Consider the following 26,007-nt stretch of genomic DNA (forward strand, 5'->3'; position numbering starts at 1 on the left):
TGTAAGAACGTTTGTAACGGATAGTTAATAATTAAAATTGATGGTTTATTGGAGGTTATTTATGAAAGCAGCATACATATTAAAGACTGGCGATGCGGACCAGATTCAAATTGGTGAGATACCCATGCCTAAAATTAATGACAATGAAATCTTGGTAAAGGTCATTGCCGTTTCAGTAAACAATGTTGATACTTTTGTGCGTTCCGGTGGCTTTAAGACAGAAATGGAATTTCCGTTTGTAGTCGGACGTGATGCTGTTGGTACGATTGAGTCACTAGGTAAGCAGGTCAAAGATTTTAAAAAGGGTGACTTAGTTTGGACTAATAGTATGGGGTATGACGGTCGGCAGGGTGTTACCAGTGAATACATTTCAGTGCCTGAATCTCGAGCATATCCAGTTCCTTTTGATGTGGATCCAAAACAGGTTGTAGCGTCAGTACATTCAGCTGCCACAGCAGTAATTTTATTGAATGATGTTTTACACGTTCGTTCTGGACAAAGTATTCTAGTTGAGGGAGCTGCTGGCCATGTGGGAGATAAGATCTTGGAATATGCTGCCCAAAAAGGATTAGAAGTTTCAACAACTTCTAATCCTCGAGATTTTGATCGTTTAAAAAAACTGGGCTCGGAAAAATGTTTTGATTATCATGACGAAAATTTAACTGACAAAATTTTGGATGATAAATCCATTGGCTTTGATTATGTAGTGGATACATCCGGCCAAGTTCAATTACAAAACAATATCGATATGATTGGATTACATGGTTCAGTTGGTTTGATTACTACTCCGAAGAGTGGTGGTTCAAACTTTAATGTTGGAAAATTATATACAAGTAGTAAGTCGATCAAGGGGTTTGTAATTAGTCATGCTAGTTCAGAACAATTAAAAGAGGCTTCCAAAATCCTGAATGAAAGCTTTGAAAAAGGGAAACTTTTAGAGAAAAGCTTTGAAAGTTTATCGTTTGATAAAATTGCACAAATCCATCAAAAACTTGAGCACGGTCAAGTCAAAACCAAGGTAGTACTGACTTTTCAATAGATAAATGAAATTAAAAAATTCACATTCTCCATGGAAAATTGATGAAAAGACCTTTATACTAAAATATATGTGAAAGGGCATTCACAATTTTTTAGGGGGAGATTTATATGGACAGTCAAGTTTCAAATAATAAAAACAAACAGCAGATCATCTTTGCTGTCTTGTTTTTCGCAATATTTATTGCCGGAATTTTTTATGTTAAGTGGTACCCATATTATGGGAAGGCAATCACAGCAGCATCAACTCATTCAGTTGGGGATTCGATAATAGCTGGAGTCGGTGCTAAATCTGCTGGAGTTTCACTTCAAAACGGATTTACATTCACGATTACTTATTTCTTGTCAGTATGGAAAGCTTTAGCAGTCGCAATCATTGTTGGATCATTGGTGCAAGTTTTGATTCCTGTCCGTTGGGTTCGTAGATATCTTGGTGGAACAAAATTAAGAAATACATTGATTGGTACATTGATGGGTGTGCCAACAATGATGTGTACATGTTGTTCCGCACCAGTTACAGTTGGACTTTCTAAATCAAAAGCATCTGTAAACAGCATCATGGCATTCTTCCTAGCAAATCCATTATTGAATCCAGCTACACTGATTTTCATGGGATTAGTTTTAGGATGGAAATATACAATTTTCAGAATTGTTTTTGGTATCTTGATGGTAATTAGCATTGCCACATTGGTTGGAAAATTAAGTACCAAGAAACAAGTTGAAGTTAATGAAGGTTCAGAATTTGATCCTGTTAACGAAAACAGTGAAGCATTATGGAAACGCTGGTGGAAAGCATTTTATACACTAATAATTGACAGTATTCCTGCTTATGTAGTTATTGTCTTCTTATTAGGTACATTTGAAGGAGTTCTTTTCCCAGCCATTCAAGGTGGATTAAGTGGCGGCTGGTTAGCTGTTCTATTGTTTGCCTTAGTTGGAACAATTTTCGTTGTACCAACAGCTGGTGAGATTCCAATTATCCAAGCACTTATGGCCTTAGGCTTAACAGCTGGACCAACAGCAGCATTGTTGATGACATTACCTGCTGTAAGTATCGTTTCATTAGCATTATTAAAACCAGTTTTAAGCTGGAAGAGTTTAGGTATTACCGCAGCCAGTGTGTTTGCATTTGGATTAGTTGCTGGTTTAGTCGGCGTGTTTGTACTATAAAAAAGTGAAAAATTGAAAATTTAAATTGAACTCGATCATAGTCGATCGAGCTTTTTTTGTCGCTTACATTTATCATTTGATAGATTTTTGTGAATTATATAATTTATTTTCAATAAAAATGAAATAATAATCACACATTGGTAAATTAGGGTTTTTCCTAACAAGAAATCTTTTTGAAAATCACTAAAAGCGTTTTCATTGTGATACACTTAATTTGTAAATTAAATAAGGGGGATTCACAAATGGCATACAATGTTGTATTAAAAACTACTGAAATGGGTGCAGGAGAAAAAGCATTAACACAAAACTTAATGAATGCATTTATTCATCAACTCACAGAGCAAAAAGAAAAACCAAAGAACATTATCATGTACGCTGAAGGAGTTAACCTAGCTAAGAAAGGTTCAGATGCACTTAACGATTTAATTGAACTTGAAAAAGATGGTGTTAACGTCTTATCTTGTGGAATCTGCGTGGACTATTATGAATTAAATAAGAAATTAGGTGTTGGTGGTATTACTACAATGCCAGAAGTTGTGGATTTGATGTCAGGTGAAGACAACGTCGTTTATCCATAAAATTTAACTTAAATAACACCATAAAGTCCTGACCACTTTATGGTGTTATTATTTATATACAAGTTTTAAAATATATTAATGCTCTAGGAAGGGAGGATCATCATGGATTTTAAACCATTTAGTACATCTTTGATGGGTAGCATGCCGAGAAGTGCTGAACTATTAGATGCTAAAAAAAGTGGCAATAAAGAAGAATTTGATAAAATCTTACTCAAAGATACAAAAGATGTTATCAAACGTGAGGAAGATTCAGGAATCGATGTAATTGTTGATGGTGAACTTTCTCGTGACAACTATATGTCTTTCGTTGCCGACAAAGTTGATGGCGTTAAATTAATGTCATTGGCAGAAGTTTCAGCTTTAACAGAAGATGAAGATAGTTTCGATGAAAGTGTTAATAACATGGATGCTGATGAAACTATCAATAATCCGATTGCTGTTGACCGTATTGACACTAATGCAGTTTTGGATTTTGAGGAGATCAAGCGTCTCAAATCTTTAACTGACAAACCTGTAAAGGCAACATTGCCTAGTCCATATTTGTTAACTAGATCAATGTGGCTCGAGGAGATAACTGGAAAAGTTTACGAAGATCGTCATGAACTTGGTGCTGATGTCGTAAAATTACTTTCCAATGAAATTCATCGTCTAATTGATATTGGTGTTGACGTTATTCAAATCGATGATCCAATTTTGTCGGAAGTTGTTTTTGCAAAAGCAGGATCAGAAAATACATTCTTTTGAGGTGCCTTATCACAGAAGGTCAAGGTTGACCGAGAATTGAATTTTGCACATGATTTGATCGAACCATTATTTAAGATAATCAAAGGTAGTGGAACATTAGGATCAATTCATGTATGTAGAGGTAATTGGACTAAGAAAGAAGATACACTCTTGTCAGGTTCATATGACAAGTTAGGTAAATTCTTTGATTCTATTGATGTAGATATGCTTACGCTAGAGTTCTCAACTCCTAGAGCTGGAGATATCGATTCACTATTTGAAAATAACGATTTGAAAGATAAAATCATTTTGGGATTAGGTGTTGTAAATCCTAGAAGTGACGAAGTTGAAGATCCAGATACAATTGTTAAATCAGCCGAAAAGGCACTCGAATTCTTGCCACCAGAAAGAGTTTGGTTAAACCCAGATTGTGGATTTGCCACATTCTCAAGCAGGACATTGAATTCTTATGACGTAATCAGTCAAAAGATGGATGCAATGCATACTGCAGCAGAAACTCTGAGAGAAAGACATTGCAAGTAGTGTTAAATTTAAAAATCATCGTAAATAAATTTTACGATGATTTTTTTGAGTTAAAAAAAGAGCTGTAAACGTTGTGTTTACAGCTCTTTTAGAAGTTATTTATCACCCGTATGGGAATGTTAAGGGGGCTGTAAATACTGATATTACGGTATTTCTAATCAGCTTGTGTGACATTTGTGTGACGTTATACATTACCCCAAATTTTCCGTTAATACATTAAGTGCTTTTTCTTCTTGTTGTAATTTTGCTTTTTGAAGTAAGTGAGAATAGGTGTTAAGCGTGATTGCTATATTCTTGTGTCCTAATCTTTGTGATACATAAGACACATCAACACCGTGTGAAATCAAAATTGAAGCATGTGTGTGCCTTAATCCATGAAAAGTAATGATATTGTCAGCATTAACATCAGGACTGCTTAGCTTGCCTCTAAGAGCTTTATTAGCTGCGTTATCTGAAATTATTTTGTGATTACTATTTAGAAATACTAAATTACGCTCATCTCGATATCCTTGTTTAATGAAAAGCTCCTGCTGTTGTTTTTTTAATTTTTTAAGTATAGAAATCAATTCTGTGGATATTTTAATTTCTCGCTCTGAGGTTTCTGTTTTTGTTTTTTTAAATGTTTGAGTTTGATCGTAGTTGAAGCCATGCTCAATGAATACCGTTTGCTTACGAAAGTGAACATTGTCCCAGGTCAATCCAGATACTTCACCAATACGACAACCAGTTAGCAGCGCAAATATGATTTCGTAATTGACAATTGCATGCATGTTTAAATTTTTCATGCAATTTTCTTTTAATCGCTTGGCTTCATCTTCGTTGATGTATTTTGCATCAGGTTTTTTACTTTTAATCTGTGAACTTATACTAACATTGTACGTGAAGTCACTGTATATTATTCGCTCTTCTACGGCGTCCTTTACCATTGCACGAATTCTACTATTAAGTTTTGATACGCTTTCGCGAACATGATCCTTTCCATACTCGTTAAGCATGGTTTGATAATTCATTTTTGAAATATCTTTTAGTTTTGTTTCATGAAATGTCTTATTGATTAATTTAGGTATTTGACTATAAATATAATAACTGTGGGGTGTTATATGATCTTTCTTGTAGATCTTGATCCAGTGCCAAGCATAATCGGAAAAAGTAACATTTTCTTTTGATGTTATACCAGATTGTAACCCTTTAAGTTCAATTTCCTCGCCTGCTTTTTGGGCTTCTTTTTTTGTACCGAATCCACTTTTTGATATTGAATGCTTTTTACCATTCTCATCCCGATACCAAACCCGATAAGACCATTTTGCTTTTCGTTTATATAGTTGCATAATCACACCTCCAAAAACTTAATTTAGGTAAAAATAAATAAGCCTGTTAATGGCTTTGTTTATTTAGTAAGAAGTGCAACAAGTAATCCGGTGAATACGGCTCCGAAGATTCCCAAAATCCAATAGAGAAGTTTGTTGCTAGATTCAATTTGTGATTTTACTCCGGCAATCTTTTCTTCAATTACATCAGATCTATGATTAATCTTTTCAGATAAGATTTCTTGAGTATGCTTTAGTTCTTCTTTAGTAGCATATTTATCCATACCTGATCCACCTCCGTTACCATGGTTTGAACTGATTTCATTAGTTTTCCTAATTGTATCACTATCGAATGAATCCATGTCTTGGGGAGCAATGGAAGTAAAATTTTTTAATTGTATAACCTTTCCGTCGGACATTAGATTTCCTCACTTAAATAGTACGTGGGAATAACAGTGGTGTAAATGTTTTTCTTTATTATTTCTCCATCCTTCATAGACTCATTATTAGTGACAATATTTACTCCAAGTAGATTAAAATTAGTGCCGATAAAAGGGGAAATTAATTCAAAAGTGTAATCTAGTTTAAAAACGCCGTTTTCGGATTTCAAGCTTAGATTTTCAGATGCTCTAACTTCGCTAACGTTTGTTTTTACCCCTGCAACGGGTTTTAAAAGGGTTAATCCATTTGGATTAGCAACGTCCGATCTATCGTTCATAGCGTATAAATTAAAATCGAGTGATTTAATTGTATGACCTCCAAAAGGGATGTATGTATCAACCCTTAGGCGTAATTTTATTTTTGAAGTATCATCAAACTCAGTATATAATTTTCCTTGTAATAAATTGATATCAAATTTCACAATGCTAGGTTCTTCATGTACTGTAAATTTATCAAATGGATTTTCCATATTTTCCTCCAAATAGTCATGCCACAGTATGACTGTTTATATATCCAATTAGTTTCCTGTATAATTACCGTTCTCATCGATATACCCTTGTTCCATGCCTGTCTGTAACTGTTGTTCACCAAATGTTTTCATATCATCAGGCGTGCTTTCCAATGCTTGAATGGTAGACATTCCGTGTTGTTCTTTGTATAAAGCAGGCGAGACACCATATTTATTAACGAATCCTGTCAAAGTATTTTCATCATAAGAAATACCACTAGATTGTTGCTGTGTATTTTGATCGTTTTGAGATGTTTGTTGTTGGTTATTGGTATTTGTGCCTGAAGCCTGTTGAGATTGATTAGAAGTCTGATTTTGAGCTTGTTGATTGGTGTTATTTTGTTGTGTACTATTCTGATCAGTTGCTTGCTGATTATTGTTACTATCCTTTTTTTGATCAGATTTCTTAGGGGACTTCTTCTTAGTTGAAGAAGCCTTTTTCTTTTTGTCAGTTTTCTTCTTAGAAACTAGGGTAGTCTTATCCTTTTTTTCAGCAGAAGAACTGGCTGACTTGTTATTTGAACATGCTGCTAGTGAAAGAGTAGTAGCAATTAGTAGAGCAGATGTGATAATACGTTTCATCTTGATATCCCCCATATCTTGATATTGTTAAAGTCCCAAAATTTGTTTCTTTTTGGCATCAAACTCCTCTTGGGTTAGGATTCCAGCATCGAGAAGCTTCTTTAGTTTTGGTAGTTCATCAATAGAGTCGGTGGATGAATTGTTAGACTCTTTAGGAGTATTTATAAAATCATCAACTCTTTTTTTAATTGCTTCAATGTCTTTATTAGCTTTTTTGCTTCTATAAACAATTGTGTTAGCTTTACTGTAATCACTGTTTGCAAATATTCCTTGGGATCCTAAACCGCTAGTAGTTTGATTACCTGCTGCTGTTGTAAATCCAATATGGCCAGCTGTTAATGTTGCTGGTTTAAAATCAATGCCAATAATTGTGCTAAATGGGATAGTTTGGCTTCCATTTGACCCGCGATTAGCAAATGAACGTAATCCTTTTCGTGTAATAGTAACTTTAGTATCATCTGCTTCTAAAATTACGTGCTCTGGTATATTAATTTCTACTTTAATTTTTTCCATAATAAATCCCCCTAAATTTCAGCTTTTAATGTCGTCAGTGTTTGGACAGAGAACTAATTCCGATATTTTGCAGTTCTTCGTTTACTATGTCTGATAGGTAAGCAGGTATGTCAAAGGACTTCATGAAATCCGTATTATTGATCTGTTCTGGCAATTTATCTTCTATATAGTAAGGGATTAATAAGTCGATAGCTTTCTTATTGGCTCTACCTTCAATACCGTTTTTCAAAGGAGTGAAGTATAAACAAGAATTTGCGTGGTCATTATTTAACAGATGTCCCAATTCATGAGCTAGATGAAAAGGTATTTGGTTTTGCTTATGCCAATTACTATTAACGATTATAGTATGATGATCTGTGTCAACAAGCGAAGGTGTATGCGATGAGAGCTTGTTTTCAAAAATAACGGTGAAACCATGATCAAAAGCATAGTTCATTAATGAGGAAGTTATTTCATTAATCATTGTTTCTACCTCCACGCAATAGTCGTCTGATTAATTCCATATCTTCTTCTGGAATAGGCCGACCTTCAAATGTCATGATCGTGTTATCGTTATTCAAGTCTACTTCGGTAGGCTTATTTTTTTTGTTTGGTTCTGGGTCGTCGGTTTTACCAAGAAGGTAATCTACTGAGACGTGGAGAACATCGGCAACAGCCTTAAGATTATTAATTCCAGGCTCTTTATGTTTCCATGAATATATAGTGTTGGTACCCAAATTAGCCATATCGTTCACTTTTGTAAGACTAAAACCTCTTTGCTTTGAAATTTTTTTAATTCTATCTAACGTTGTCATAATAGGTTTTCTCCAATATATGACGACTAATAATTAGACTTAGACTAAAAATATACTTGCATTATTTTAGACTCAGTCTTATTATTAATTCATCAAGTAATTGAGCAACAAAACAAACGACCACCGATACAATACTTTGGAGAGGATTGCGGTAGTAGTGGATTTCCTATTGCTTATTTAATATGCCTTTATATTAGACTTAGTCTAATATTTTGTCAACAACTTGATGAAAAACTAACAGTAAAGGAGTTGATTACATGCCAGAACAACAATTCGCAAAGGTAGCATATGACATTGAACGATCAATTAAGATCGCATTGCTTAACCGAGATATGACTCAAAAAGAGTTAGCTGAATTGATTAATGCTAATCCTCAACAACTCAATAGAGCAATCAAAGGTGACATGACACCTAAATCTAGAGAACTACGAAAGCAAATTGAAAAAGTCCTCGGTATATAGGCAGTACGAATATAAAAAAGGAGATGAATGAAATGAACAACTTAGTAATTATGAAAGATCAACAGGTGGTAACTAGCAGTTTGCAAGTTGCAGAAACATTTGATAAGGAACACAGCAAGGTAATGAGAGCTATCGAGGGTATAGCCAAAAATGGCGACACCCATCAAATGTTTTTAAAATCATCACACATCAATGATCAAAACGGACAATCATACCCAATGTATTACATGAACCGTGATGGGTTCACATTACTAGCAATGGGATTCACAGGCAAGAAAGCTCTTAAATTCAAAATGCAATATATTGAAGCTTTTAACAAGATGGAAGACCAAATCAAAACAGGTGGTTTCAAAATTCCATCAACAATGGCTGAAGCATTGCGTTTGGCAGCAGACCAACAAGAACAGCTTGAACTAATGAAACCCAAAGCAATATTTGCAGATTCGGTAGCAACATCACATACCACTATCTTAGTTGGTGATCTTGCCAAAATCATCAAAGGAAATGGCGTTGATACTGGTGCAAGACGTTTATTCCAATGGATGAGAGATAACGGGTATTTAATCAAGCGTAAAGGCGCAGATTATAATTCTCCAACTCAAAAATCAATGGAAATGGGATTGTTCAAAATCAAGGAATCGAGCCACGTAAACGGTGATGGGGTAACTGTCGTTACTAAAACTCCAAAAGTTACTGGTAAAGGACAACAATACTTCGTAAATAAATTTCTTGCAGATCAGCAGTTAAAAATCTTATAGACGTTTGATGAACAAATTAATGGATGGAGCAGGTGACCTATCAGTGAAAAGATACGATTTCATTTACTTTTATAAAAATTTTTTCAACCAATGGATACCGCTGAGCGTCGGTCATACTAACGACTTGTCTTTGGTTTTATGGAAGAAGAACAACGTAAAAGAAGACCTACAACGAGCGGGATGTAAGCCTTCAAAAAAAGTATTCATATATATAGACGGTCGGGTGTTTCTAGTTAAGGATTACCCATTTGATTCAAAATCATCTCGGCAATAACTTTTGATCCTATGCTTTCAATCAAAGAAATAGAAACAGACGCGAAATCTTTGGTGATGGATTTAGTTTTACTCCATACCTTATTATCACGAATTGTGTCTAAAAATTTATGACCATTCCAAGTAATCATGCCAGTACTAAATGAATAAATGTCACCGTTCACCCATTGAATAGATGACTTTAAGTAATTGGTTTCGTCTAACTTAGCAAGAACATATTTAATTGTATCCTTCTCGTAGTTGGATAATTCACTTGCTTCTAGAAATTCGTCTAGGAACAAGAATTTTCCAAAAACAGCTTTATCTTCAATATAAAGCATAACGTCACGAACACAATCCTGGTTTAAACGCATTATAATTTCACCTCGAATATATATGGATTGATTAAATTATATCAATAGAAAGGAGTTGATCGTATGCCAGAAGAAAAAATTGCAGAAGTTGCGTATGAATTAGAAAGTTCAATCAAGATTGCACTTATTAAAAATCATATTACACAACGAGAACTTGCAGAACAAATTAATGCTAATCCTCAACAACTCAATAGAGCAATCAAAGGTGACATGACACCTAAATCTAGAGAACTACGAAAGCAAATTGAAAAAATTCTTGGAATGTAGGAGGTATGAACATGCAAAAAATAACGGCAACTGTAGTAATGGAAATACCAGAAGACAAAGTGATCATCAGTAAAGCTGATTTCGAAGAATATCAAGCACTCAAAGATGACGATTACTGGTGGACTCCAAAAGATTTAAAGGACCATTACCACCACGATATCAATTGGTTCAAAGAGAAGGTTTTGTTTGTTCCTAGATATAAAAAAGAGCTTTCAACTGAATTCGGAGGCTGTGTTCATTATTCATCGAACGATCCTGTGGACGGTGAGAAATACAACGGTCGTTATTGGAGTTTTGAACCTGGTAGATTTAGAAAATTCATGAAGGAACACTTTGCTGAAATAAATAATTAAGGAAGTTTTAATTATGAGTCAAGACAACTTACCGAGTTTTGCGACAAACATTGGTTTGAAATCATGAATTTAAATCCAAGGAAGTGATGAAGATGATAAGAATACCAATGATCATATGGTTACCGGTTTTTACTGGTGTGTTGACTGGTCCGATCACGTACTTATTTACTAAATACAAAACGTGGGAAAACATTAAGAAACATATTTTTGGATTCTAGGAGGTGAAAACATGAATTCTGAAGATGAAATTAAAGAATTAAAAAAGAAAGTTAGACATCTAGAAATGATGTTGGCCTTTAGTCCAGAGATTCTTGAATGTGGGAAATATCGCGATTGGGAACTAGTAAAAAAACACGGTGAACCAGTTAACATGCCTAATAACTATGAAGTTATTTTGCTAAAAAAATAAACACCCGGAGGTGTCTTATGAATAAAAATTTATATTTAGATAGTGAAGAAAATATAGTCTGTAAAGACGGAGATATTGCAAAAATTATTTTTAATAAGAATCAAGTTGATGCATTAAAGATTATTGTCGAGGAAATTATATCTAACAGACAACTCTAATAAATTGTTCACCAAATTTTGTGAATTCTAAGTAATTTTTATCTAAGATAATTTCATTTTTTTCATTTTCATGTTGCTTTTTTGTGTCAATAAATTGTGTGCTTTTTTCAACAGATTCATAGAATCTTGTAGCTATATCAGCTGTTAACCAAATGTCTTCATGGTAAGTGACAAGACCAAGGGAAATTAGAATATCCAAAGAAGCATCATTACTAAAATGCGGATCCATTTTGAAATTCAATCCAATGAATTTAGAGGATGCTGGTCTTTTACTACCATTATCTTTATCTTTGGAAAAAATTCGAAAACACGGAAGAACACCATTGTAATTGTTTTTAGCTAGTTGATTCAAGAAGCGCGCATCAATTGGTCCGAGTTGAGAAAGTATCAAGGAGTATCTAGGTGAAATATTCTGGTTTTTGCGGTTGTCAACTGTTGCGGACACTAATCTTGCAAACATTTCCTGCAAGGTCTCAGAATCTAATTGGTATTTTGAATCCTCAATTTCTTTCATGACCAATCCAAGTTTAGAAGCGTCCTTATTTTCATCAGGAATTTCATTTAACTTAGTAGTAACTTTTTTCTGATATTCATCTAATTTGTATTGAGTATATATACCCAATTTAATTGGATAATATAAAGCACCTGAAAATAATCCACCTAAAGCTTTCCCGATTGCAGTTGCTGAAGGATGACCAACATCATTAATTAAATCTTTAAAAGGCTCCAAATCTTTTGGATCAAAATCATCATAGTTCATATTCAATACCTCAATTTACGATTTAACTAAATTATAGCAATTTATCACAATGAAAAATAATAAGAAGGTGATTTTTTGAACAACATTCGTATTAAAACAGACGAAGAATATAGTCCAATTGGTGATACTGAACCATACGACACCTATATAGATGATAAATTAACGGAGGAAAACGAATGAATATTAATAAAGACATATTAGCAATCAACGAAGCACTTGATCGATTTAGCAAAGCTAGTGAATCAGTTGGATATGCTAGCGGTTCGATTGATGAATTACTAGAGAGAAGAGATGCCACATTAAATAAGGATGATCGAGAGGCCTATAGTTCTCAGATTGAACGTACGGATTACAGATTAGATATTTCAAGAGATGAGCAGATAAGAGCTAGAGCGACTATTCAAAAGGCTTTTGAACAATACTACTCATAGAAGGGAGATGAGCACATGAACCGAATTAAAGAGCTACGTAAAGAAAACCATTGGACTCAAGCGAAGTTGGCAAAGTTTTTCTACGTGACACCTGACTTAATAAGCAAGTGGGAACTTGGATATGCAAATCCACCGATTAATGATTTCCACACGTTAGCGCAAATTTTTAAAGTATCAATTGAATATTTAGGAGGTTATACAGATGAAAAATAAAAAGACTCCTTAATTAAAAGGAGCCACAAGTTGAGGTAACAAATGATCTGACAAACTGGATAGCTACAGGAGGCGACCCATTTGTATTCTGCTTTTTTAAAAGGTAGTTAATTCTAACAAATAAATTTCGCTCATCAGATCACAAGTTAACAGTACTTTCTATTTACTAAAAAGTATATGAAAAGAACTTATTAATAATTATTAGGAGGTGAACGTAATGGATGTGATAACTGACGCATATTATGCAAGGTATCAGTGGGAAATGTTTAGAGATCGAATAGCACACCACGAAAATCTGTATTCAAACATTATGCATGATTACTGGATAGTGGTCAGACAGAAGCATGAAGCTGAAGCTAGACTTTCAGAATACAAAAAGACTCTTAACCACGCCAATGGCTAAGAGTCAGGAAATGAATAAAATAAATATACATTCACAGTATAACACGGAGGAACGTTAAATATGAAGGAAGAAAAATTAGTATTAGAAAAACAACCAAAGGCACAAGAAAATTATTCAAAACCGGTATTTATTGATAGTGATCTCTATAAAAAAATTGTTGAATTGAAGGCCGAAACGGGTATGCCAATTCGGCAAATTATTAATCGATTTGTTGAATATTCAATCGAACATGTTGAAATTAAGGAGGAAAAATAATGGCCACATTATATGAATTAACTGGTAATTATAAAAAATTACTAGAATATGCAGAAGATTCAGACCCAACACTGTATCACGACACAATGGACAGTATCACTGATGCCATTGAAGACAAAGCTGTCGGATACGCAAAGGTAGATAAGGAACTGGCAAAAGACGAAGTTGCTCTAAAAGAAGAAGCACAACGCCTTAATGCACGGGCTCATGTCATTGCAAACAATCGCAAGCGACTAAAGGAGAACTTGCAAATTGCTATGGAAGAAACTTCCACGCCTAAGATCAAAACTCCAGAGTTTACTATCTACATTCAGAAAAACAATCCTTCAGTAAACATTGTGGATGAACATGATATTCCCGCTTATTTATTTGAAACCAAACAGGTTATAGATAAGAAAAAAATCTCATCACTATTAAAGGAAGGAAAAGATGTACCAGGTGCAGAATTGAAAACTGGCTCGTCTGTAAGGATTAGATAAATGAAAGAGATTGACTTTAAAAATTTAGACAGAACCAAGAATTGGCGTGTCACTCTCTACGGCAAGCCTGGTGTGGGTAAGACAACGGCAATTAAATATCTAAAAGGTAAAACTTTAGAATTAGCATTTGATGATTCAGCAAAAGTACTAGCTGGTATGAATATAGATGGTAAAGTCCTTGTAATGGATGGTGAACAACCTACAAATGAAATCGTGGAAATGCTTAAAGTAGCTAAAGCAGAGCAAGGCAATTACGACAATTTAGTTCTGGATAATATTTCTGCCCTTGAGAAAAATTGGTTCATAGAGCAGGGAAGAAAATCCAAAAATGGTATTTCAAATGAAATCCAAAACTACAACACGTGGACGAACTATTTCATCAGAATGATCAATGCATTTTATAAGTTGGATTACAACATTCTAATCACGGCTTGGGAATTTCAAGTTCCTATTACTACAGAAAGTGGACAAACGTTTGAACAATATAGTCCACAAATCAGAGATAGCGTTCGTAACACTTTCATGGGATTAACTGATGTAGTTGGTCGAATGATTATAAAGCCTAGTACTGGTGAACGTGGTGTAATCCTTGAAGGCAATGATGGACTATTTGCAAAGAACAGACTGGATAACCGTAAGGGTTGCAAGATAGAAGACCTGTTTAAGTGGGGTGATGCAAATGTACAAACTCCATCCGTACCAACAGGAACTGGTGAACAAGGCAAGACAGAAACTAGCACAGGGGAATAAATCGGTACTTATCGTTTCACCTGCAGGTTCTGGCAAGTCAGTAGTAATTTCAGAGATTGCACGTCTTACGCAAGAACGGGGCTGGCATGATTATTTAGGGGGTGATACAAAAGATGACAAAGACACATCTGAAAAGCAAAAATCCACTGTATAGAGTGTGGAGGGGAATAATTAAAGGATACAGACGAGGTTTGATTCCCTCAAGAATAGAAAGAGGCTGGGAACCAGCTAGAGCCGTAATTACTCCACCAAGAAAAGGCAATTATGTTCATTCTTAGGAACTATCAAAAGAAACTGATTAGTGATTTAAAACAATCATTGATGTCTGGAAATCACAACGTTGTCGTTCAATCACCAGCTGGTTCAGGTAAGACAGTAACAATGGCTGCTATTGCTAAAGGAGCTACGGACAAGCACAACGATGTGTTATTCATTGTTCATAGACGAGAGATAGTTGAACAAGTTAAGCAGACGTTTAAAGCATATGGAGTTGATATGGCTCTCTGCTATGTGGGTATGGTTCAAACAGTAACGAGAAGACTGGAAAAATTAGACAAACCGCAGTTAATTCTTGTTGATGAATGTCACCATGCTCTAGCAAAGTCTTATACACGTATCTTTGATTATTTCGAGCAGGCTAACGTTGTTGGATTCACTGCAACACCAATAAGATTATCAGGGCAAGGGTTATCAAAGGTATTTGATGATCTAATACTAGGTCCACAGATTGACTGGTTAATTGATAATAATTTCTTAGCACCTTATGAATACTATTCAGTCAAGCTAATTGATGATAAGAAGTTGAAGAAAAACTCAACTGGAGATTTTAGTTCTAAATCTATGGATAGTGCATCTAAAAATATTATCTATGGGGATGTTATTAAAACGTACAAGCGAGTTGCTGGTAATACAAAAACTATCATCTATACACACAACGTTGAATCGAGTATCAAAGTTGCAAAAGAATTCAACGAAGCCGGTTTTAAAGCATTACAAGTTGATGGTAAGACGCCAAAAGATAAACGCAAGCAAGCCATGGATGATTTTAGAAGTGACAAGATAAAGATTCTAGTAAATGCCGAATTATACGGTGAAGGTGTAGATGTTCCGGACTGTCAGACCGTTGTCATGTTAAGACCCACAGAATCGCTATCGTTATTTATTCAACAATCAATGCGGTGCATGAGATATAAGCCAAATAAGAAAGCAACAATTATTGATCACGTTGCTAACTACACAAGATTTGGATTGCCTGATACTCCTAGAACTTGGAGCTTAGAGGGTAGGGATAAAAAGAAGAAAGCAAGTGGTAGCGACGTACCGATTAGAACATGTCCACACTGCTTCGCCGTAATATCAGCAGCTTATAGCATTTGTCCAATATGCGGAGCTGAAATTGAAGTAGAGAACAAAGAATTAAAAGTAGACAAGTCAGCGAAAGTTGAAAAGATTGGTAAAGATTTTCACTTTAAAACTGACTATGAAAAAGTTAGATATAGCAAGATGGACCCAAAAGATGCAACAAGTTTTAGAGATTTACAAAAAATTGGCAAAGCTCGTGGTTATAAACCGGGCTGGTCATTTTTCAAGCAAAAGTACGTGGATTCGTACATCAATAACAGGACATCGATAACAGAGGAGAAAAATTAAAATGTCATTTATGAAATCAGATTACTCAAAGAACGAAGAAAGCAATTTTGAACCATTACCAAGCGATAACTACGAAATGATTATCCAATCAGCTCAGGAACGTGCAACTAAAAATGGTGCTGAATCGCTTCAATTGAAGTTGGTTGTCAGAAATGATTTAGACGGAGTTAGTGAAAATCAAAAGAAGTATCACAATCGAGTTGTGTTTATGGACAACTGGAAGCGCAAAGCTACTAATCAATATGACATGCAAGGATTCCAATACATTCTTGACGCTTGCAAGATTCCAGAAGGTACTGACATTCCAACAGTTCAAGCATTTATGGATATGATCAGTGGTAAACCAGTCAATGTATACGTAAAGAAAGAAGAAAACGAATACAATGGTAAAACAACTGAAGTTAATAGAGTAGCGCCTTGGAATGTTCAAGAAACTAAATATCCTGATGTACAACATAAATTTAAAGATCCAAATCCAACTAATGAAAAAGCACCGGAAATCGATGATGATTCACTTCCATTCTAGGAGGTCAGCATATGACAGAAAAATTAGTCACAACTTATGATCAGATTCCAAAAGAGCTACGTGACTTAAAGCAATGGGGCCTATTCAAACTGAAATGGGTACCCGAGCGAAAGAAGAATACTAAGATTCCATTTAGTGCTATCGATGGTAACAATGCTAAAAGCAATGATCCTGGTACGTGGACAACGTTTGATGAAGCTAGAGAAGCGTTGAGATTAAATAGTAAAGATTTCGATGGACTATCATTCTTCTTTGCCAATGGATATGCAGGTATTGATATTGACCATGTCGAAAGCGACATCATGCGATACCGACAAGGTGATTACGAAGACAATATTGTTTCAGAATTTATGAATGTTACTCGTTCATACACAGAAGTCAGTCAGTCTGGTACAGGAATTCATATCATATTCAAAGGTGAAATACCTGGCTCACGTAGGCGTAAGAATAACATAGAAATGTACGATGAGGGCCGTTTCTTTGCTCTTACAGGAAAGAGTTTAGGCAGTAATAAAGTTATAAGCAAAGCTGATATAAACGTCTTATACGACAAGTATTTAGCTGAAAAAAAGGTTGTCCCTATAAGGACTTCCACAGAGTTAGAGCCAAATAATTTATCAGAATTTGAAATTATCAAGCAAGCTATAAATAGTAAGAGTGGAGACAATTTCAAAGCTCTTATGTATGGTGGCTGGGAAAAACTTTATAGTTCGCAGTCAGAGGCGGACTTAGCACTTGCTAACTATCTAGCGTTTTGGACGGGTAGAGACTTCGGAAAGATGGATGCTATTTTCAGGCAATCTGTTTTGTATCGAGATAAATGGGACGAGAAACACGGTAAAACTACATATGGCGTGGCAACTCTGAACAAGGCTATCAATGATACAAACAATGTTTTTACCAATCCAGAACACAGAACGGTCAAGCATTACAACCTTGAATTTATGAAACAAAGTGAGACTGATAAGCAACTTCCAAGAAGAAGTTGGGATGATACCGGTGAAACCGATAGGGTTATTGATCAGTTTGGTGATGTAATTAAATATTCCTACATTAATAAATGTTGGTACATATTTAATGGAAGCTACTGGGAAGTTGATCAGTCAGGCAAAATACATCAATTAATCGATGCTATGACAGAAAGTATTGGAAAAGAAACAGTAGAAATTCCGCCTGATGCTGACGAAAAAGAAGAAGCTGCTATCAAAAAAGCATTCAATAAATTCGTTAAGCACTCACGTAGTAATTCAGCTAAAAAAGCTGTCATGGATGAATTAAAACATAGAGTATCTGTAGCACCGAATGAGTTCGATATTGATAAAACACTATTAAACGCAAGTAACGGTTATATTGATTTAGCGAGTGGAGAGCTACATGACCATGATATAAATAAATTGTTTAGCAAAGAAGCAAATGTAGAGTATTCCGATAAAGCAAGTTGTGATGAATGGATAAAATTTTTAGATCAGATATTCGACCACGACCAAGAATTAATTGATTACGTTCAAACGGCTGTTGGTTATTCAATGACTGGTTCAATCAAAGAACAAATCATGTTTATCCTCTACGGAAATGGTCGAAACGGTAAGTCAGTATTTCTAGAAACGATCAGCAATATTTTAGGAACATATGCAAAGACTATTCAAGCAAGTTCAATTATGGTTAAACAAAACTCTGGTGGTCCGAATTCGGACATTGCCAGACTGGCGGGAGCTAGACTGGTAACCAGTTCTGAACCTAACGAAGGTTTAAGAATGGATGAAGGATTAGTAAAGCAATTGACTGGTGGAGATAAAGTCGTAGCACGTCAACTGTACGGTAAGGAATTCGAGTTTGAACCTGAATTTAAACTCTGGCTGGCAACTAACCACAAACCAATCATTCGTGGTACTGATGATGGTATTTGGAGACGTATCAGATTGATTCCATTCACAGTACAAATTCCTGATGATCAAGTTGATAAAGACTTGAAGTACAAACTTGCTCGTGAATCAATTGGAATACTTAATTGGGCTGTTGATGGTGCGTTAAAGTGGCAACAACACGGCCTCCACACTCCACGAGTGATTGAGAGTGCAAGTGAAGGTTATCGTGAAGAAATGGATGTGTTAAGTCAATTCGTATCAGAAGCGTGTGAAGTAGGTAGTGAATACAGTATTTCCGCAAGTCAACTATACAAAATGTATAAAGATTGGGCAGAAGACAATGTTCAATACCGAATGAGCAATACAAAATTTGGTAGAGAAATGGTTAGTAAATTCAAGAAAGTTCATACAAGAACCGGATGGGTTTATCAAGGTTTAAAAGTTAATTCAGACGCAAGATTTAATTGGATGAAACAAAATAAATAGTGTGACGGGTTTGTGACGAGTATGTTTCACAAGCTATCCATTGGAACAGTAGGTGTTTCACAATTATTTATATACTGTGACGGGTTACTTCTTAATAAGTAATAATAAAAAAAGAATAAATATATAGGGTACATGTAAACGTATCATAAAAAGTTTCAGACCAACCCGTCACATACAAAAAAATATAGGCTGAAGCTTTACAGCCGTAAGGCTTGTGGACGATTCCAAACCCGTCACATAACCCGTCACATTTGGGGTGATTTTATAAATAAAACAGAGGAACATGAGATTCAATCTAAAATCATGATTGAAGTTAGTAAAGATAATTGTAATATCTTTCGCACGAATGTGGGTAAGGTCCGTATGTTTGATGGTAGGTGGTTCGATACTGGGCTGCCTAAAGGACATCCAGACTTGTACGGATTTAAACACGACAACGGCAAAGTATTTTACATAGAAGTTAAAAACAAAAACGGACGAGCACGTGAAGATCAGAAGCAGTTTCATTACATGCTAACTAACCATGGCATTATCCATGGAATAGCACGCAGTCCAGAAGACGCGTTAAAAATTATTGATGAGGAGTTGGTGGGGTATGGTTTCAGTGAATGATAAACACGTCTACAAAAACTATATGCAATACATGTTTGAATGTCATGGCTGTTCAATTGAAAGCACGATTGTGTGGATGAGTAAGCATTACGGTGAGACACCGCAAATATTTAAAGCTGCCAAAAGAGAACTGACAGTAGAACAACGTAACGAAATCATACGGGAAATTTTAGGCCCGTCTTAAAAATGGGGGGGGTATGTGGAATGTTTGGAAAGAAAAGGCTTGAGCAAAGATTAGAAGATTACGAAATGATGGACGTTAAAACTCGCAACAGTCAATTAGAAGAAATTGTTTTGGATTTACTTGAAATTGAAAAAGTTGAAATGTGTGCATTGTCTGATGGAGGATATACGAAAATGATTCCACTATGTCACACAAATGGGAGTGATCAAGAATGGTAGAAACACACGAAAAAATAATGTCTATGGTCCACGAACTAGAAGAAGAGTACGGAACGTTGTCAGCAACACCGCTTGATTCAGACAAGTTAAAGCAACTGCAGGATTATACCAAGTCATTACCCAACGAACGTGGAGGCGGGTATATTCCTCGTCAATACACAATTGATGATATCCAGAAAGCACTGGACACTGGTGAGAAAAAGAGGGATATCACCAAACGTTTTGGTTTAAATAGTGGCTTTATATTCGAGAATGTAAAAGCTGGCAGATTAGACGACAAAGCTTGGTCAATTAGCAGAAAAGCTATTAACCGGATTAAAAGTTATAAGAGGAACAAAGAATGACTAAATAAAGAAGCTAAGGATATGGGACTATGAATCTTGTGGAAACGCTAGAAAAGGAAGACTAATGCAACAAATTAAATTCAGAGTGTGGGACGGTGTATTACACGAATATAGAACAATTGATATGAACAGTGGTAAACAAAATCTTGGAATGGGTTTTGAATCAGCGGAAGGTGTTGGTGGCAACACAACTACAATCTATTGTTCTTTTGGAGATGTTGTCGAACAGTTTACCGGCCTGAAAGACGTGAACGGCAAAGAAATTTATGAAGGCGACATTATTGAATTTTTTGGTGCTAATAAAAAAATTAAAGTCAAAAAAGAATTTGGAATTATTGTTTATAAAGCCGATAGATATGGTGCTGGCTTTAATTCAATTATTCAAAATAAGGAACGTGGTTATGGTGGAATAAATATTGCACAAGATATTGTAGTTGGGAACGTGCACGAGAACCCAAAACTATTGGAGGCAGACAATGAATAAAACAATGAAATATAAATTAAAGCTAGATTACACGGCAGATGAACTAAAGGAATTAAAAGAACTCAGTAAAGCTTACGATAGCCCTATGTACGCAATAAGTAAGCTACTCACAGCAAGAACCCACGGTGTCGAAAACTTGCAGGCAAAATATTTAGAAATGAGACATGAAGACGAGTTTGATCTTATGGCCGACATTAATAACGTGATAATGGGAACTGCTGTTTTTCCATATCCTAAAAAATATTATGTACAGTTGATTGCTGGAGATGAAGAGTCTTATCTAAACATCAATCCAATTGGTGGAGAACAATTATATAACAGGCTTGGGCTTAACGGCTGGAAAACTAAGTTCACACGTGATGAAGTTATTGCTATTGATCCAAGACTTGTACCATTTATGGAAGAGGTAGAGAAATAATAGGAAGGGTGAGCATCATTAGACCAGGAACGAAGAAACGAATTGAAGAAATTCTACGTGACTATCCTAAGATGAATAGATATATCCATGATAGAAGAGAAGAATTAATGTTTTCAACCAAGTCAGAAGATGAAAATGTAGGCGGTGGCAAGTCATCTAAGATTTCTAAGCCACAAGAACAGATGCTTATTACTATCGACGAGGACAAGCAACTAAAAGCCCTGGAACGTGAGCAAGAAGCAGTAGAAATCAGCTTAGCTGATAGCGATGCCGACACTAATGTCATTGCTGAAGAATTATATTTCAAGGAACATCCAAAGTATCAAATGGATGGATTGATTGAAGACAAGCTAATATATTGCGGACGTACTCAAGCATTCCAAAAGAAGTCTAAATTGATTAGAAGAATTGCAAAAGAAATGGGACTATATGATCCCTATTAAACCGTACTAATTGCGTACGCACAGACCCTATTTAAGAGTTAAATTAGTAGTATAGAAAGTTAGCGAAATACTGGCTTTCTCCTCATATATATTAACGACGACGATTCAATAAAGGCATGCAGAATGTTAATCAGTAGAGAGTCGAAGAAACAGATCTAGACAAGGATAGTCTATAAAACCAAAATAAAAAATAAATTATTTTAACACAAAGACAGCCTGTCTCTAACTGCAGAATATCCTGGACAACCGTGAGTAAACACGTTAAAATCTAGCTCAACGCTATTAATGCCTGCTTATGATAACGGCGTGGCATTGTGGGGATACTGGCGTACGACAGTGGTTCGATTCCACTGATCCTCATTGGATATACATACCGGGAGTGTATCCATCCCTTAATCATAGAATCCTCCTCGGTGGGATGTATCCAGTGGTGTGGATATACTATACGCTAGCAAGTATGCAGGCTCAATTCCTGCCATCCCAATATTAACCGTGGTGGTGGTAGCCACGGTATTAACTAAGTCACTCTTAACGGGGGTGGCTTTTTATTTACCCTATGATATTAATACCCAAATTACTTGATTAATTTATTGCTTTACTACATAATAATGTTGTAAATAAAAAGCCAACACCTAGTGGAATAGGTATTGGCTGGTAGCCCGTTAAAGACGGTGACTTAGGTATAACTAAAAATAACTGTTTAACCTGTCAAAGTTAAGAGACGGTTATTTTTTTTGATTAAATTTTAGTATGATAACTGTTAATGTTGAAAATGAAATCATCAACATTAAAGCTTGATACACGCTCATATTAACCTTTCTCAAGGTAACACTCACTATTAATCATAGAACATTACCTTAACCGGTAGTGCTTTTTATTTTGCATCGCTAATTATAGCGGTGCTTTTTTATTGGAGGAAACAGTATGGATAGTAAAAAATTTTTTATAATGGCAGTAATATGCTCGGCTCTTTCTTTGTTAATGATTCTTATGTTTTATCTAACTACAGATAGCATAATTGGGAAGATCTTATTTATTTTGATTGCTGTTGTTTCATCAATCTTTTATACATATCAGGGAATCACATATTATAAACAATTTGTAAAGGACAGAAAATAATATGAATAATAACAATACATCGCACATAGGTTTTTTAGAACTACTCACTCTCATCTTTGTGGTTGCTAAGCTGCTATCATTCATCACGTGGTCATGGTGGTTAGTGTTCTTGCCAATCATATTTAAAGTATTGCTGAGTCTTGTAGTTGGTGTCATCAATGGTATTGCCAATGTTGATGAGTAGATGTAAACATCTTGGTTGCCATACATTAGTACCACGTGAACAAGTATTCTGTGATGCCCATAAGAGCGATATACAACTCTATGAGCAACGTAAGGAAGAACAACGTAAACATATCAAGAGACATACCAAGTCTTATAACAAGCAAGTACGTAGTCAATCAGAAGAACGAAGACAACGTGAGTCGTTCTATCATTCAAAGCAATGGAAGAAGATACGTGAGTATGTATTAACGAGGGACAATTACTTATGCCAGTATTGCCTAAGGTTCGGCATCATTAGACCAAGCAAGACGGTAGATCACATTGTTCCTGGTCAAGTTGCTCCAGATTTGATAACGGATGTGGATAATCTGTCAACGATTTGTTATTCATGCCATAGACGAAAGACGGAATGGGAACAAGGATTTTATAAGACTGGTTATAGAAATGATAAGCAAAAAGTTAAAAAAGATATTTTATTGAAAAATATTTCTGACTTACCCAATTTTTCAAAATAGCCCCCGGCCTACTGTCGCAAGGGAGACAGCTCGCACAGTGGGCATGAGCTAAAAAAATAACCTCAAAATTAAAAGTTTTTGCAAAGGAGGACGAGTATTGAACACACGTAATGCAGGTAGAAAGCGCAATTTAGCGGTTGTTGACAAGAACAAACCTGATCAAGCCGTTCATAAAAATAATCTGATAAAACAAAATAATAAACAAGAGCCTTTTCCTGTTGAACCGCCTAGGCATTTAAACAAAGATGCGAGAAGTTTGTGGAAGTCTCTTGCTCCAGAATTAATAAAAATGGGCTTAGTTACCAAATCTGATCAGACTAACTTTGAAATGTTCTGCACTCAATATCAGGAGTATAGAGAGGCTTACGCTGCCATCAAAAAGCATGGAACAATATACAAAGATTCCAATGGAAACTTAAGAAAAAATCCCGCGGTTAATGTTTTAGATACATGTACAAAAAATATTCGCTCGTTAGGGATGGTTTTAGGAATTGATTTCAATTCACGATCACAACTTATTGATACCAAAAGTGAGGATAACAATATAGATATTAATGAAGCGATGAAGGCGTTTGGTGGTTAATGTTATGGACTTAACAAAATTAAGACAGAGCGACAAAGAAAAACAATTATTGAAGCAGTACTCCAATGAGGACTTCACAGGTATACAGAAGAAATATCAAGATGAAGGAACAAAATACTGTTTCGAAGTTTTAAACGGTAAGAGGACTACTGGTTATAATATTAAATTAGCTTGTTACAGACATTTAAGGGATCTCAAACGTGTTGAAAATAATGCGAATAATTTCCCTTTTTATTATGATTTAACAAAGTGTAAGCAGGTAATGAACTTTGCAAAAATTTGTCCCAATGTCGATACAGGTAAGCCTGTCGCATTAATGGCTTGGCAGAATTTTATCTTATGTCAAATATTTGGTTGGAGAGATAGTAATAAGAACAAGCGATACAGTTCAGTCATAGTGTCTGTTGCTAGAGCACAAGGAAAAACCTATCTTTGTGCGATAATTGCTTGTTATGCATATTTAATCGAGGCCAGCGGAAAGAATAACCAAGACCTAATGGTTACAAGTAACATTACCGAGCAAGCCAAAAAAATCTACGGTTATATTTCAACCATGATGAATCAATTGACCACTACTAATCCAGTATTTAAAGAATATAAGAAGAAAACTGACATGGACGTACAGTTTAATCGGGTTATTCAAAGAAATACGAATAATCGATTATTACAATTGTCTGCTGAGTCAGGCAAGTTTGATAGTTATCACTTCTTATCAGCTATATTCGATGAGGCTGGCGAAACTAATCATAGCGTGGTAACCGACAAAATTACTTCTGGTCAAATTAACACACCTAATTCTCAATTTATTCAAATTTCTACTGCTTACCCCGACTCGACTGTTCCCTTCAAGCAAGAAGAAGATGTTGTTATTCGTGCTATGGAACAGGATGATAAGCGAGAAGGCGACCATCAATTGGCCCTTATTTGGTCTCAGGATAGTGAAGATGAAATCAATAAACCTGAAACCTGGGTAAAGAGTAATCCATTGCTGGATTTACCAGATAAACATGATGGTCTTATTTCTGGTCTGCAGCGAGAATTAGACATTAAACGTATCAACTCGCAAGAATTTAGTTTTGCAAACAAAAATCTAAATATTTGGCTGGATCATAAGGTTAATTCATACATTGATAATGAAGATTGGGATTCAACTACTATTGATGATTTTGATGTTAAGGGTAGAGATGTATATATTGGATTTGATGCCAGTTTAACTTCAGATAACACAGCTCTTGCCTTTATATATCCATATCGGTCGAATGGACAAAACCTATTTCACATTGAACAACATTCCTTTGTTCCTTGGAAATTACTTGGTTCCATTGAGGCTAAAGAAAAATCTGATGGCATTGAATATCGAAAGTTTGCAGATTTAGGGTTCGCTACAATCACTAATAATGAGCGTGGACTAATTAATCTTGATCAAGTATACAATTGGTTACTTAATTACGTTCAAGAGAGGGATTTAAATGTTAAGTTCTTTGGTTATGATGCATTGAGAACTAATAATTTTATTCAAACACTAAACGATGAGACTGATTGGCCGATTGAACCTTTGAGACAAACTAGTTATAACCTTTCTGAATCTATCAAATATATTCAAGATAGTTTTTTCCACAGAAATGTGACACATTTAGATGATGAGATCATGAAAAAGGCCCTTCTGAATGCGGAAGTTGGTGAAAATAAGGCTGGTATGGAGATTGGTAAATCAAAACAATCAATGAAAATCGATGTGGTTGATGCTTTGATCGACGCAATGTATCAGGCAATGTATTACTTTAATGATATGCGTGACCGTGATGATCCACTTAGCAAATATAGTGACCAAGCAATCCAGGATTATTTAGAATCGGATGATTTTGGTTTTTAGGAGAA

At 35.3% G+C, this 26,007-nt stretch carries 38 protein-coding genes and 1 pseudogene; 29 read left to right on the forward strand and 10 right to left on the reverse strand.

Annotated features, from left to right (window positions below):
• The first annotated feature begins 61 nt into the window (after positions 1–61).
• The 4 genes from EKM63_RS09110 to EKM63_RS11575 all read left to right on the forward strand — a co-directional run bounded on the left by EKM63_RS09110 (position 62) and on the right by EKM63_RS11575 (position 4,049).
• Positions 62–1,039, forward strand: a complete 978-nt coding sequence (locus EKM63_RS09110) for an NADPH:quinone reductase (RefSeq protein ID WP_125705897.1) — start codon at positions 62–64, stop codon at positions 1,037–1,039.
• 107 nt (positions 1,040–1,146) lie between these two features.
• Complete coding sequence (locus tag EKM63_RS09115) at positions 1,147–2,205, forward strand: permease (protein ID WP_125705898.1); 1,059 nt, start codon at positions 1,147–1,149, stop codon at positions 2,203–2,205.
• Positions 2,206–2,447: 242 nt separating this feature from the next.
• Positions 2,448–2,783 (forward strand): sulfurtransferase-like selenium metabolism protein YedF, encoded by a 336-nt coding sequence (yedF, locus tag EKM63_RS09120; protein ID WP_125705900.1) that lies wholly within the window; start codon positions 2,448–2,450, stop codon positions 2,781–2,783.
• A gap of 102 nt (positions 2,784–2,885) precedes the next feature.
• Positions 2,886–4,049: a cobalamin-independent methionine synthase II family protein gene (locus tag EKM63_RS11575; RefSeq protein ID WP_318530640.1), complete on the forward strand. Its 1,164-nt coding sequence runs from the start codon at positions 2,886–2,888 to the stop codon at positions 4,047–4,049.
• Between the two features lie 191 nt (positions 4,050–4,240).
• Here the strand turns inward: EKM63_RS11575 and EKM63_RS09135 are convergent, their stop codons facing one another.
• Genes EKM63_RS09135 through EKM63_RS09165 form a run of 7 tightly spaced genes read right to left on the reverse strand, consistent with a single transcriptional unit; the run spans position 4,241 to position 8,194 of the window.
• On the reverse strand, positions 4,241–5,377 hold the full coding sequence (locus tag EKM63_RS09135; protein WP_125705905.1) for a site-specific integrase: 1,137 nt from the start codon (positions 5,375–5,377) through the stop codon (positions 4,241–4,243).
• Between the two features lie 59 nt (positions 5,378–5,436).
• Entirely contained in the window at positions 5,437–5,775 is a 339-nt protein-coding gene (locus tag EKM63_RS09140) for a hypothetical protein (protein ID WP_125705907.1), read from the reverse strand.
• Entirely contained in the window at positions 5,775–6,266 is a 492-nt protein-coding gene (locus tag EKM63_RS09145) for a hypothetical protein (protein WP_125705909.1), read from the reverse strand. The genes EKM63_RS09140 and EKM63_RS09145 overlap by 1 nt, the downstream gene beginning before the upstream one ends.
• Positions 6,267–6,314: 48 nt before the next feature.
• Positions 6,315–6,887 carry a hypothetical protein gene (locus EKM63_RS09150; RefSeq protein WP_125705911.1) on the reverse strand — a complete coding sequence of 191 codons (573 nt, stop codon included), beginning with the start codon at positions 6,885–6,887 and terminating at the stop codon, positions 6,315–6,317.
• Positions 6,888–6,914: 27 nt separating this feature from the next.
• A complete protein-coding gene (locus EKM63_RS09155) occupies positions 6,915–7,400 on the reverse strand; it encodes an SHOCT domain-containing protein (RefSeq protein WP_125705913.1) in 486 nt (161 codons plus the stop codon).
• Positions 7,401–7,434: 34 nt separating this feature from the next.
• Positions 7,435–7,863 carry an ImmA/IrrE family metallo-endopeptidase gene (locus tag EKM63_RS09160; RefSeq protein WP_125705915.1) on the reverse strand — a complete coding sequence of 143 codons (429 nt, stop codon included), beginning with the start codon at positions 7,861–7,863 and terminating at the stop codon, positions 7,435–7,437.
• Positions 7,856–8,194 carry a helix-turn-helix domain-containing protein gene (locus EKM63_RS09165; protein WP_125705917.1) on the reverse strand — a complete coding sequence of 113 codons (339 nt, stop codon included), beginning with the start codon at positions 8,192–8,194 and terminating at the stop codon, positions 7,856–7,858. The genes EKM63_RS09160 and EKM63_RS09165 overlap by 8 nt, the downstream gene beginning before the upstream one ends.
• 257 nt (positions 8,195–8,451) lie before the next feature.
• Here EKM63_RS09165 and EKM63_RS09170 point away from each other — a divergent pair, with 257 nt between their 5' ends.
• Entirely contained in the window at positions 8,452–8,655 is a 204-nt protein-coding gene (locus tag EKM63_RS09170) for a helix-turn-helix domain-containing protein (RefSeq protein ID WP_125705919.1), read from the forward strand.
• A 32-nt stretch (positions 8,656–8,687) separates the two neighbouring features.
• Entirely contained in the window at positions 8,688–9,413 is a 726-nt protein-coding gene (locus tag EKM63_RS09175) for a phage antirepressor KilAC domain-containing protein (protein ID WP_125705920.1), read from the forward strand.
• Between the two features lie 233 nt (positions 9,414–9,646).
• Here the strand turns inward: EKM63_RS09175 and EKM63_RS09180 are convergent, their stop codons facing one another.
• Positions 9,647–10,039 carry a DUF2513 domain-containing protein gene (locus tag EKM63_RS09180; protein WP_125705922.1) on the reverse strand — a complete coding sequence of 131 codons (393 nt, stop codon included), beginning with the start codon at positions 10,037–10,039 and terminating at the stop codon, positions 9,647–9,649.
• A 63-nt stretch (positions 10,040–10,102) separates the two neighbouring features.
• Here EKM63_RS09180 and EKM63_RS09185 point away from each other — a divergent pair, with 63 nt between their 5' ends.
• The 4 genes from EKM63_RS09185 (at position 10,103) to EKM63_RS11350 (ending at position 11,226) form a co-directional block, all read left to right on the forward strand.
• Entirely contained in the window at positions 10,103–10,306 is a 204-nt protein-coding gene (locus EKM63_RS09185) for a helix-turn-helix domain-containing protein (RefSeq protein WP_048702604.1), read from the forward strand.
• An 11-nt stretch (positions 10,307–10,317) separates the two neighbouring features.
• Positions 10,318–10,659, forward strand: coding sequence for a DUF771 domain-containing protein (locus EKM63_RS09190; protein ID WP_164504941.1), 342 nt, complete (start codon positions 10,318–10,320; stop codon positions 10,657–10,659).
• 229 nt (positions 10,660–10,888) lie between these two features.
• Positions 10,889–11,068, forward strand: coding sequence for a hypothetical protein (locus EKM63_RS09195; RefSeq protein WP_125705926.1), 180 nt, complete (start codon positions 10,889–10,891; stop codon positions 11,066–11,068).
• Positions 11,069–11,085: 17 nt separating this feature from the next.
• The gene (locus EKM63_RS11350; RefSeq protein ID WP_164504942.1) at positions 11,086–11,226 is read left to right on the forward strand and encodes a hypothetical protein; all 141 of its coding nucleotides are present in this window, start codon (positions 11,086–11,088) and stop codon (positions 11,224–11,226) included.
• Here EKM63_RS11350 and EKM63_RS09200 read toward each other — a convergent pair.
• On the reverse strand, positions 11,210–11,986 hold the full coding sequence (locus EKM63_RS09200; protein ID WP_125705928.1) for a DUF4393 domain-containing protein: 777 nt from the start codon (positions 11,984–11,986) through the stop codon (positions 11,210–11,212). The two genes, EKM63_RS11350 and EKM63_RS09200, sit on opposite strands and share 17 nt — an antisense overlap.
• A gap of 176 nt (positions 11,987–12,162) precedes the next feature.
• On the opposite strand from EKM63_RS09200, the gene EKM63_RS09205 reads away from it, so the two are divergent.
• The 16 genes and pseudogenes from EKM63_RS09205 to EKM63_RS09280 all read left to right on the forward strand — a co-directional run bounded on the left by EKM63_RS09205 (position 12,163) and on the right by EKM63_RS09280 (position 21,747).
• On the forward strand, positions 12,163–12,417 hold the full coding sequence (locus EKM63_RS09205) for a hypothetical protein (RefSeq protein ID WP_125705930.1): 255 nt from the start codon (positions 12,163–12,165) through the stop codon (positions 12,415–12,417).
• A gap of 15 nt (positions 12,418–12,432) precedes the next feature.
• A complete protein-coding gene (locus tag EKM63_RS09210) occupies positions 12,433–12,630 on the forward strand; it encodes a helix-turn-helix transcriptional regulator (RefSeq protein WP_125705932.1) in 198 nt (65 codons plus the stop codon).
• 217 nt (positions 12,631–12,847) lie between these two features.
• On the forward strand, positions 12,848–13,033 hold the full coding sequence (locus EKM63_RS09215; RefSeq protein ID WP_125705934.1) for a hypothetical protein: 186 nt from the start codon (positions 12,848–12,850) through the stop codon (positions 13,031–13,033).
• Positions 13,034–13,093: 60 nt separating this feature from the next.
• Complete coding sequence (locus tag EKM63_RS09220) at positions 13,094–13,288, forward strand: hypothetical protein (protein ID WP_125705936.1); 195 nt, start codon at positions 13,094–13,096, stop codon at positions 13,286–13,288.
• Positions 13,288–13,767: a siphovirus Gp157 family protein gene (locus tag EKM63_RS09225; protein ID WP_125705937.1), complete on the forward strand. Its 480-nt coding sequence runs from the start codon at positions 13,288–13,290 to the stop codon at positions 13,765–13,767. Before EKM63_RS09220 ends, EKM63_RS09225 begins: the two co-directional genes overlap by 1 nt.
• Positions 13,768–14,517, forward strand: coding sequence for an AAA family ATPase (locus EKM63_RS09230; protein WP_125705939.1), 750 nt, complete (start codon positions 13,768–13,770; stop codon positions 14,515–14,517).
• Positions 14,447–14,605 (forward strand): annotated as a pseudogene (locus tag EKM63_RS09235) (DEAD/DEAH box helicase family protein); the annotation flags it as partial. The gene EKM63_RS09230 and the pseudogene EKM63_RS09235, both read left to right, overlap by 71 nt.
• Before the next feature lie 176 nt (positions 14,606–14,781).
• Complete coding sequence (locus EKM63_RS09240; protein ID WP_225418288.1) at positions 14,782–16,167, forward strand: DEAD/DEAH box helicase; 1,386 nt, start codon at positions 14,782–14,784, stop codon at positions 16,165–16,167.
• 1 nt (position 16,168) lies between these two features.
• Positions 16,169–16,693: a DUF669 domain-containing protein gene (locus tag EKM63_RS09245; protein ID WP_125705946.1), complete on the forward strand. Its 525-nt coding sequence runs from the start codon at positions 16,169–16,171 to the stop codon at positions 16,691–16,693.
• A gap of 11 nt (positions 16,694–16,704) precedes the next feature.
• Complete coding sequence (locus EKM63_RS09250) at positions 16,705–19,044, forward strand: phage/plasmid primase, P4 family (protein WP_125705949.1); 2,340 nt, start codon at positions 16,705–16,707, stop codon at positions 19,042–19,044.
• Between the two features lie 303 nt (positions 19,045–19,347).
• Positions 19,348–19,656: a VRR-NUC domain-containing protein gene (locus tag EKM63_RS09255; protein ID WP_125705951.1), complete on the forward strand. Its 309-nt coding sequence runs from the start codon at positions 19,348–19,350 to the stop codon at positions 19,654–19,656.
• Between the two features lie 204 nt (positions 19,657–19,860).
• Entirely contained in the window at positions 19,861–20,058 is a 198-nt protein-coding gene (locus EKM63_RS09260) for a hypothetical protein (RefSeq protein WP_125705953.1), read from the forward strand.
• On the forward strand, positions 20,052–20,402 hold the full coding sequence (locus EKM63_RS09265; protein ID WP_125705955.1) for a hypothetical protein: 351 nt from the start codon (positions 20,052–20,054) through the stop codon (positions 20,400–20,402). The genes EKM63_RS09260 and EKM63_RS09265 overlap by 7 nt, the downstream gene beginning before the upstream one ends.
• 64 nt (positions 20,403–20,466) lie before the next feature.
• Complete coding sequence (locus tag EKM63_RS09270; RefSeq protein ID WP_125705957.1) at positions 20,467–20,886, forward strand: YopX family protein; 420 nt, start codon at positions 20,467–20,469, stop codon at positions 20,884–20,886.
• Positions 20,879–21,304 carry a hypothetical protein gene (locus EKM63_RS09275; protein WP_125705959.1) on the forward strand — a complete coding sequence of 142 codons (426 nt, stop codon included), beginning with the start codon at positions 20,879–20,881 and terminating at the stop codon, positions 21,302–21,304. Before EKM63_RS09270 ends, EKM63_RS09275 begins: the two co-directional genes overlap by 8 nt.
• Positions 21,305–21,312: 8 nt before the next feature.
• Positions 21,313–21,747 carry a transcriptional regulator gene (locus EKM63_RS09280; RefSeq protein ID WP_164504943.1) on the forward strand — a complete coding sequence of 145 codons (435 nt, stop codon included), beginning with the start codon at positions 21,313–21,315 and terminating at the stop codon, positions 21,745–21,747.
• A gap of 725 nt (positions 21,748–22,472) precedes the next feature.
• Here EKM63_RS09280 and EKM63_RS11610 read toward each other — a convergent pair.
• Positions 22,473–22,556 (reverse strand): putative holin-like toxin, encoded by an 84-nt coding sequence (locus EKM63_RS11610; RefSeq protein ID WP_225418291.1) that lies wholly within the window; start codon positions 22,554–22,556, stop codon positions 22,473–22,475.
• A 468-nt stretch (positions 22,557–23,024) separates the two neighbouring features.
• On the opposite strand from EKM63_RS11610, the gene EKM63_RS09290 reads away from it, so the two are divergent.
• The 3 genes from EKM63_RS09290 to EKM63_RS09300 all read left to right on the forward strand — a co-directional run bounded on the left by EKM63_RS09290 (position 23,025) and on the right by EKM63_RS09300 (position 26,002).
• Positions 23,025–23,546, forward strand: a complete 522-nt coding sequence (locus tag EKM63_RS09290) for an HNH endonuclease (RefSeq protein WP_048702626.1) — start codon at positions 23,025–23,027, stop codon at positions 23,544–23,546.
• A 97-nt stretch (positions 23,547–23,643) separates the two neighbouring features.
• Entirely contained in the window at positions 23,644–24,129 is a 486-nt protein-coding gene (locus tag EKM63_RS09295) for a phage terminase small subunit P27 family (protein WP_153494104.1), read from the forward strand.
• Positions 24,130–24,133: 4 nt separating this feature from the next.
• On the forward strand, positions 24,134–26,002 hold the full coding sequence (locus EKM63_RS09300) for a terminase large subunit (RefSeq protein WP_125705967.1): 1,869 nt from the start codon (positions 24,134–24,136) through the stop codon (positions 26,000–26,002).
• The last annotated feature ends 5 nt before the right edge of the window (positions 26,003–26,007 follow it).

It is taken from the genome of Companilactobacillus mishanensis (assembly GCF_003946505.1).
Lineage (GTDB): Bacteria > Bacillota > Bacilli > Lactobacillales > Lactobacillaceae > Companilactobacillus > Companilactobacillus mishanensis.

Excerpts from the sequence above, each read along its gene's own strand:
- EKM63_RS09110 (WP_125705897.1), top strand. The coding sequence starts at position 62 with ATGAAAGCAGCATACATATTAAAGACTGGCGATGCGGACCAGATTCAA.
- EKM63_RS11350 (WP_164504942.1), top strand. The coding sequence starts at position 11,086 with ATGAATAAAAATTTATATTTAGATAGTGAAGAAAATATAGTCTGTAAA.
- EKM63_RS09180 (WP_125705922.1), bottom strand. The coding sequence starts at position 10,039 with ATGCGTTTAAACCAGGATTGTGTTCGTGACGTTATGCTTTATATTGAA.
- EKM63_RS09255 (WP_125705951.1), top strand. The coding sequence starts at position 19,348 with ATGATTGAAGTTAGTAAAGATAATTGTAATATCTTTCGCACGAATGTG.
- EKM63_RS11610 (WP_225418291.1), bottom strand. The coding sequence starts at position 22,556 with ATGAGCGTGTATCAAGCTTTAATGTTGATGATTTCATTTTCAACATTA.
- EKM63_RS09205 (WP_125705930.1), top strand. The coding sequence starts at position 12,163 with ATGAATATTAATAAAGACATATTAGCAATCAACGAAGCACTTGATCGA.
- EKM63_RS09225 (WP_125705937.1), top strand. The coding sequence starts at position 13,288 with ATGGCCACATTATATGAATTAACTGGTAATTATAAAAAATTACTAGAA.
- EKM63_RS09160 (WP_125705915.1), bottom strand. The coding sequence starts at position 7,863 with ATGATTAATGAAATAACTTCCTCATTAATGAACTATGCTTTTGATCAT.
- EKM63_RS09290 (WP_048702626.1), top strand. The coding sequence starts at position 23,025 with ATGGTATTGCCAATGTTGATGAGTAGATGTAAACATCTTGGTTGCCAT.
- EKM63_RS09220 (WP_125705936.1), top strand. The coding sequence starts at position 13,094 with ATGAAGGAAGAAAAATTAGTATTAGAAAAACAACCAAAGGCACAAGAA.
- EKM63_RS09300 (WP_125705967.1), top strand. The coding sequence starts at position 24,134 with ATGGACTTAACAAAATTAAGACAGAGCGACAAAGAAAAACAATTATTG.
- EKM63_RS09165 (WP_125705917.1), bottom strand. The coding sequence starts at position 8,194 with ATGACAACGTTAGATAGAATTAAAAAAATTTCAAAGCAAAGAGGTTTT.
- yedF (WP_125705900.1), top strand. The coding sequence starts at position 2,448 with ATGGCATACAATGTTGTATTAAAAACTACTGAAATGGGTGCAGGAGAA.
- EKM63_RS09230 (WP_125705939.1), top strand. The coding sequence starts at position 13,768 with ATGAAAGAGATTGACTTTAAAAATTTAGACAGAACCAAGAATTGGCGT.
- EKM63_RS09250 (WP_125705949.1), top strand. The coding sequence starts at position 16,705 with ATGACAGAAAAATTAGTCACAACTTATGATCAGATTCCAAAAGAGCTA.
- EKM63_RS09135 (WP_125705905.1), bottom strand. The coding sequence starts at position 5,377 with ATGCAACTATATAAACGAAAAGCAAAATGGTCTTATCGGGTTTGGTAT.
- EKM63_RS09210 (WP_125705932.1), top strand. The coding sequence starts at position 12,433 with ATGAACCGAATTAAAGAGCTACGTAAAGAAAACCATTGGACTCAAGCG.
- EKM63_RS09265 (WP_125705955.1), top strand. The coding sequence starts at position 20,052 with ATGGTAGAAACACACGAAAAAATAATGTCTATGGTCCACGAACTAGAA.
- EKM63_RS09155 (WP_125705913.1), bottom strand. The coding sequence starts at position 7,400 with ATGGAAAAAATTAAAGTAGAAATTAATATACCAGAGCACGTAATTTTA.
- EKM63_RS09140 (WP_125705907.1), bottom strand. The coding sequence starts at position 5,775 with ATGTCCGACGGAAAGGTTATACAATTAAAAAATTTTACTTCCATTGCT.
- EKM63_RS09245 (WP_125705946.1), top strand. The coding sequence starts at position 16,169 with ATGTCATTTATGAAATCAGATTACTCAAAGAACGAAGAAAGCAATTTT.
- EKM63_RS09150 (WP_125705911.1), bottom strand. The coding sequence starts at position 6,887 with ATGAAACGTATTATCACATCTGCTCTACTAATTGCTACTACTCTTTCA.
- EKM63_RS09145 (WP_125705909.1), bottom strand. The coding sequence starts at position 6,266 with ATGGAAAATCCATTTGATAAATTTACAGTACATGAAGAACCTAGCATT.
- EKM63_RS09200 (WP_125705928.1), bottom strand. The coding sequence starts at position 11,986 with ATGAACTATGATGATTTTGATCCAAAAGATTTGGAGCCTTTTAAAGAT.
- EKM63_RS09275 (WP_125705959.1), top strand. The coding sequence starts at position 20,879 with ATGAATAAAACAATGAAATATAAATTAAAGCTAGATTACACGGCAGAT.
- EKM63_RS09115 (WP_125705898.1), top strand. The coding sequence starts at position 1,147 with ATGGACAGTCAAGTTTCAAATAATAAAAACAAACAGCAGATCATCTTT.
- EKM63_RS09240 (WP_225418288.1), top strand. The coding sequence starts at position 14,782 with ATGTTCATTCTTAGGAACTATCAAAAGAAACTGATTAGTGATTTAAAA.
- EKM63_RS09170 (WP_125705919.1), top strand. The coding sequence starts at position 8,452 with ATGCCAGAACAACAATTCGCAAAGGTAGCATATGACATTGAACGATCA.
- EKM63_RS09190 (WP_164504941.1), top strand. The coding sequence starts at position 10,318 with ATGCAAAAAATAACGGCAACTGTAGTAATGGAAATACCAGAAGACAAA.
- EKM63_RS09270 (WP_125705957.1), top strand. The coding sequence starts at position 20,467 with ATGCAACAAATTAAATTCAGAGTGTGGGACGGTGTATTACACGAATAT.
- EKM63_RS09185 (WP_048702604.1), top strand. The coding sequence starts at position 10,103 with ATGCCAGAAGAAAAAATTGCAGAAGTTGCGTATGAATTAGAAAGTTCA.
- EKM63_RS09195 (WP_125705926.1), top strand. The coding sequence starts at position 10,889 with ATGAATTCTGAAGATGAAATTAAAGAATTAAAAAAGAAAGTTAGACAT.
- EKM63_RS09175 (WP_125705920.1), top strand. The coding sequence starts at position 8,688 with ATGAACAACTTAGTAATTATGAAAGATCAACAGGTGGTAACTAGCAGT.
- EKM63_RS09215 (WP_125705934.1), top strand. The coding sequence starts at position 12,848 with ATGGATGTGATAACTGACGCATATTATGCAAGGTATCAGTGGGAAATG.
- EKM63_RS09260 (WP_125705953.1), top strand. The coding sequence starts at position 19,861 with ATGTTTGGAAAGAAAAGGCTTGAGCAAAGATTAGAAGATTACGAAATG.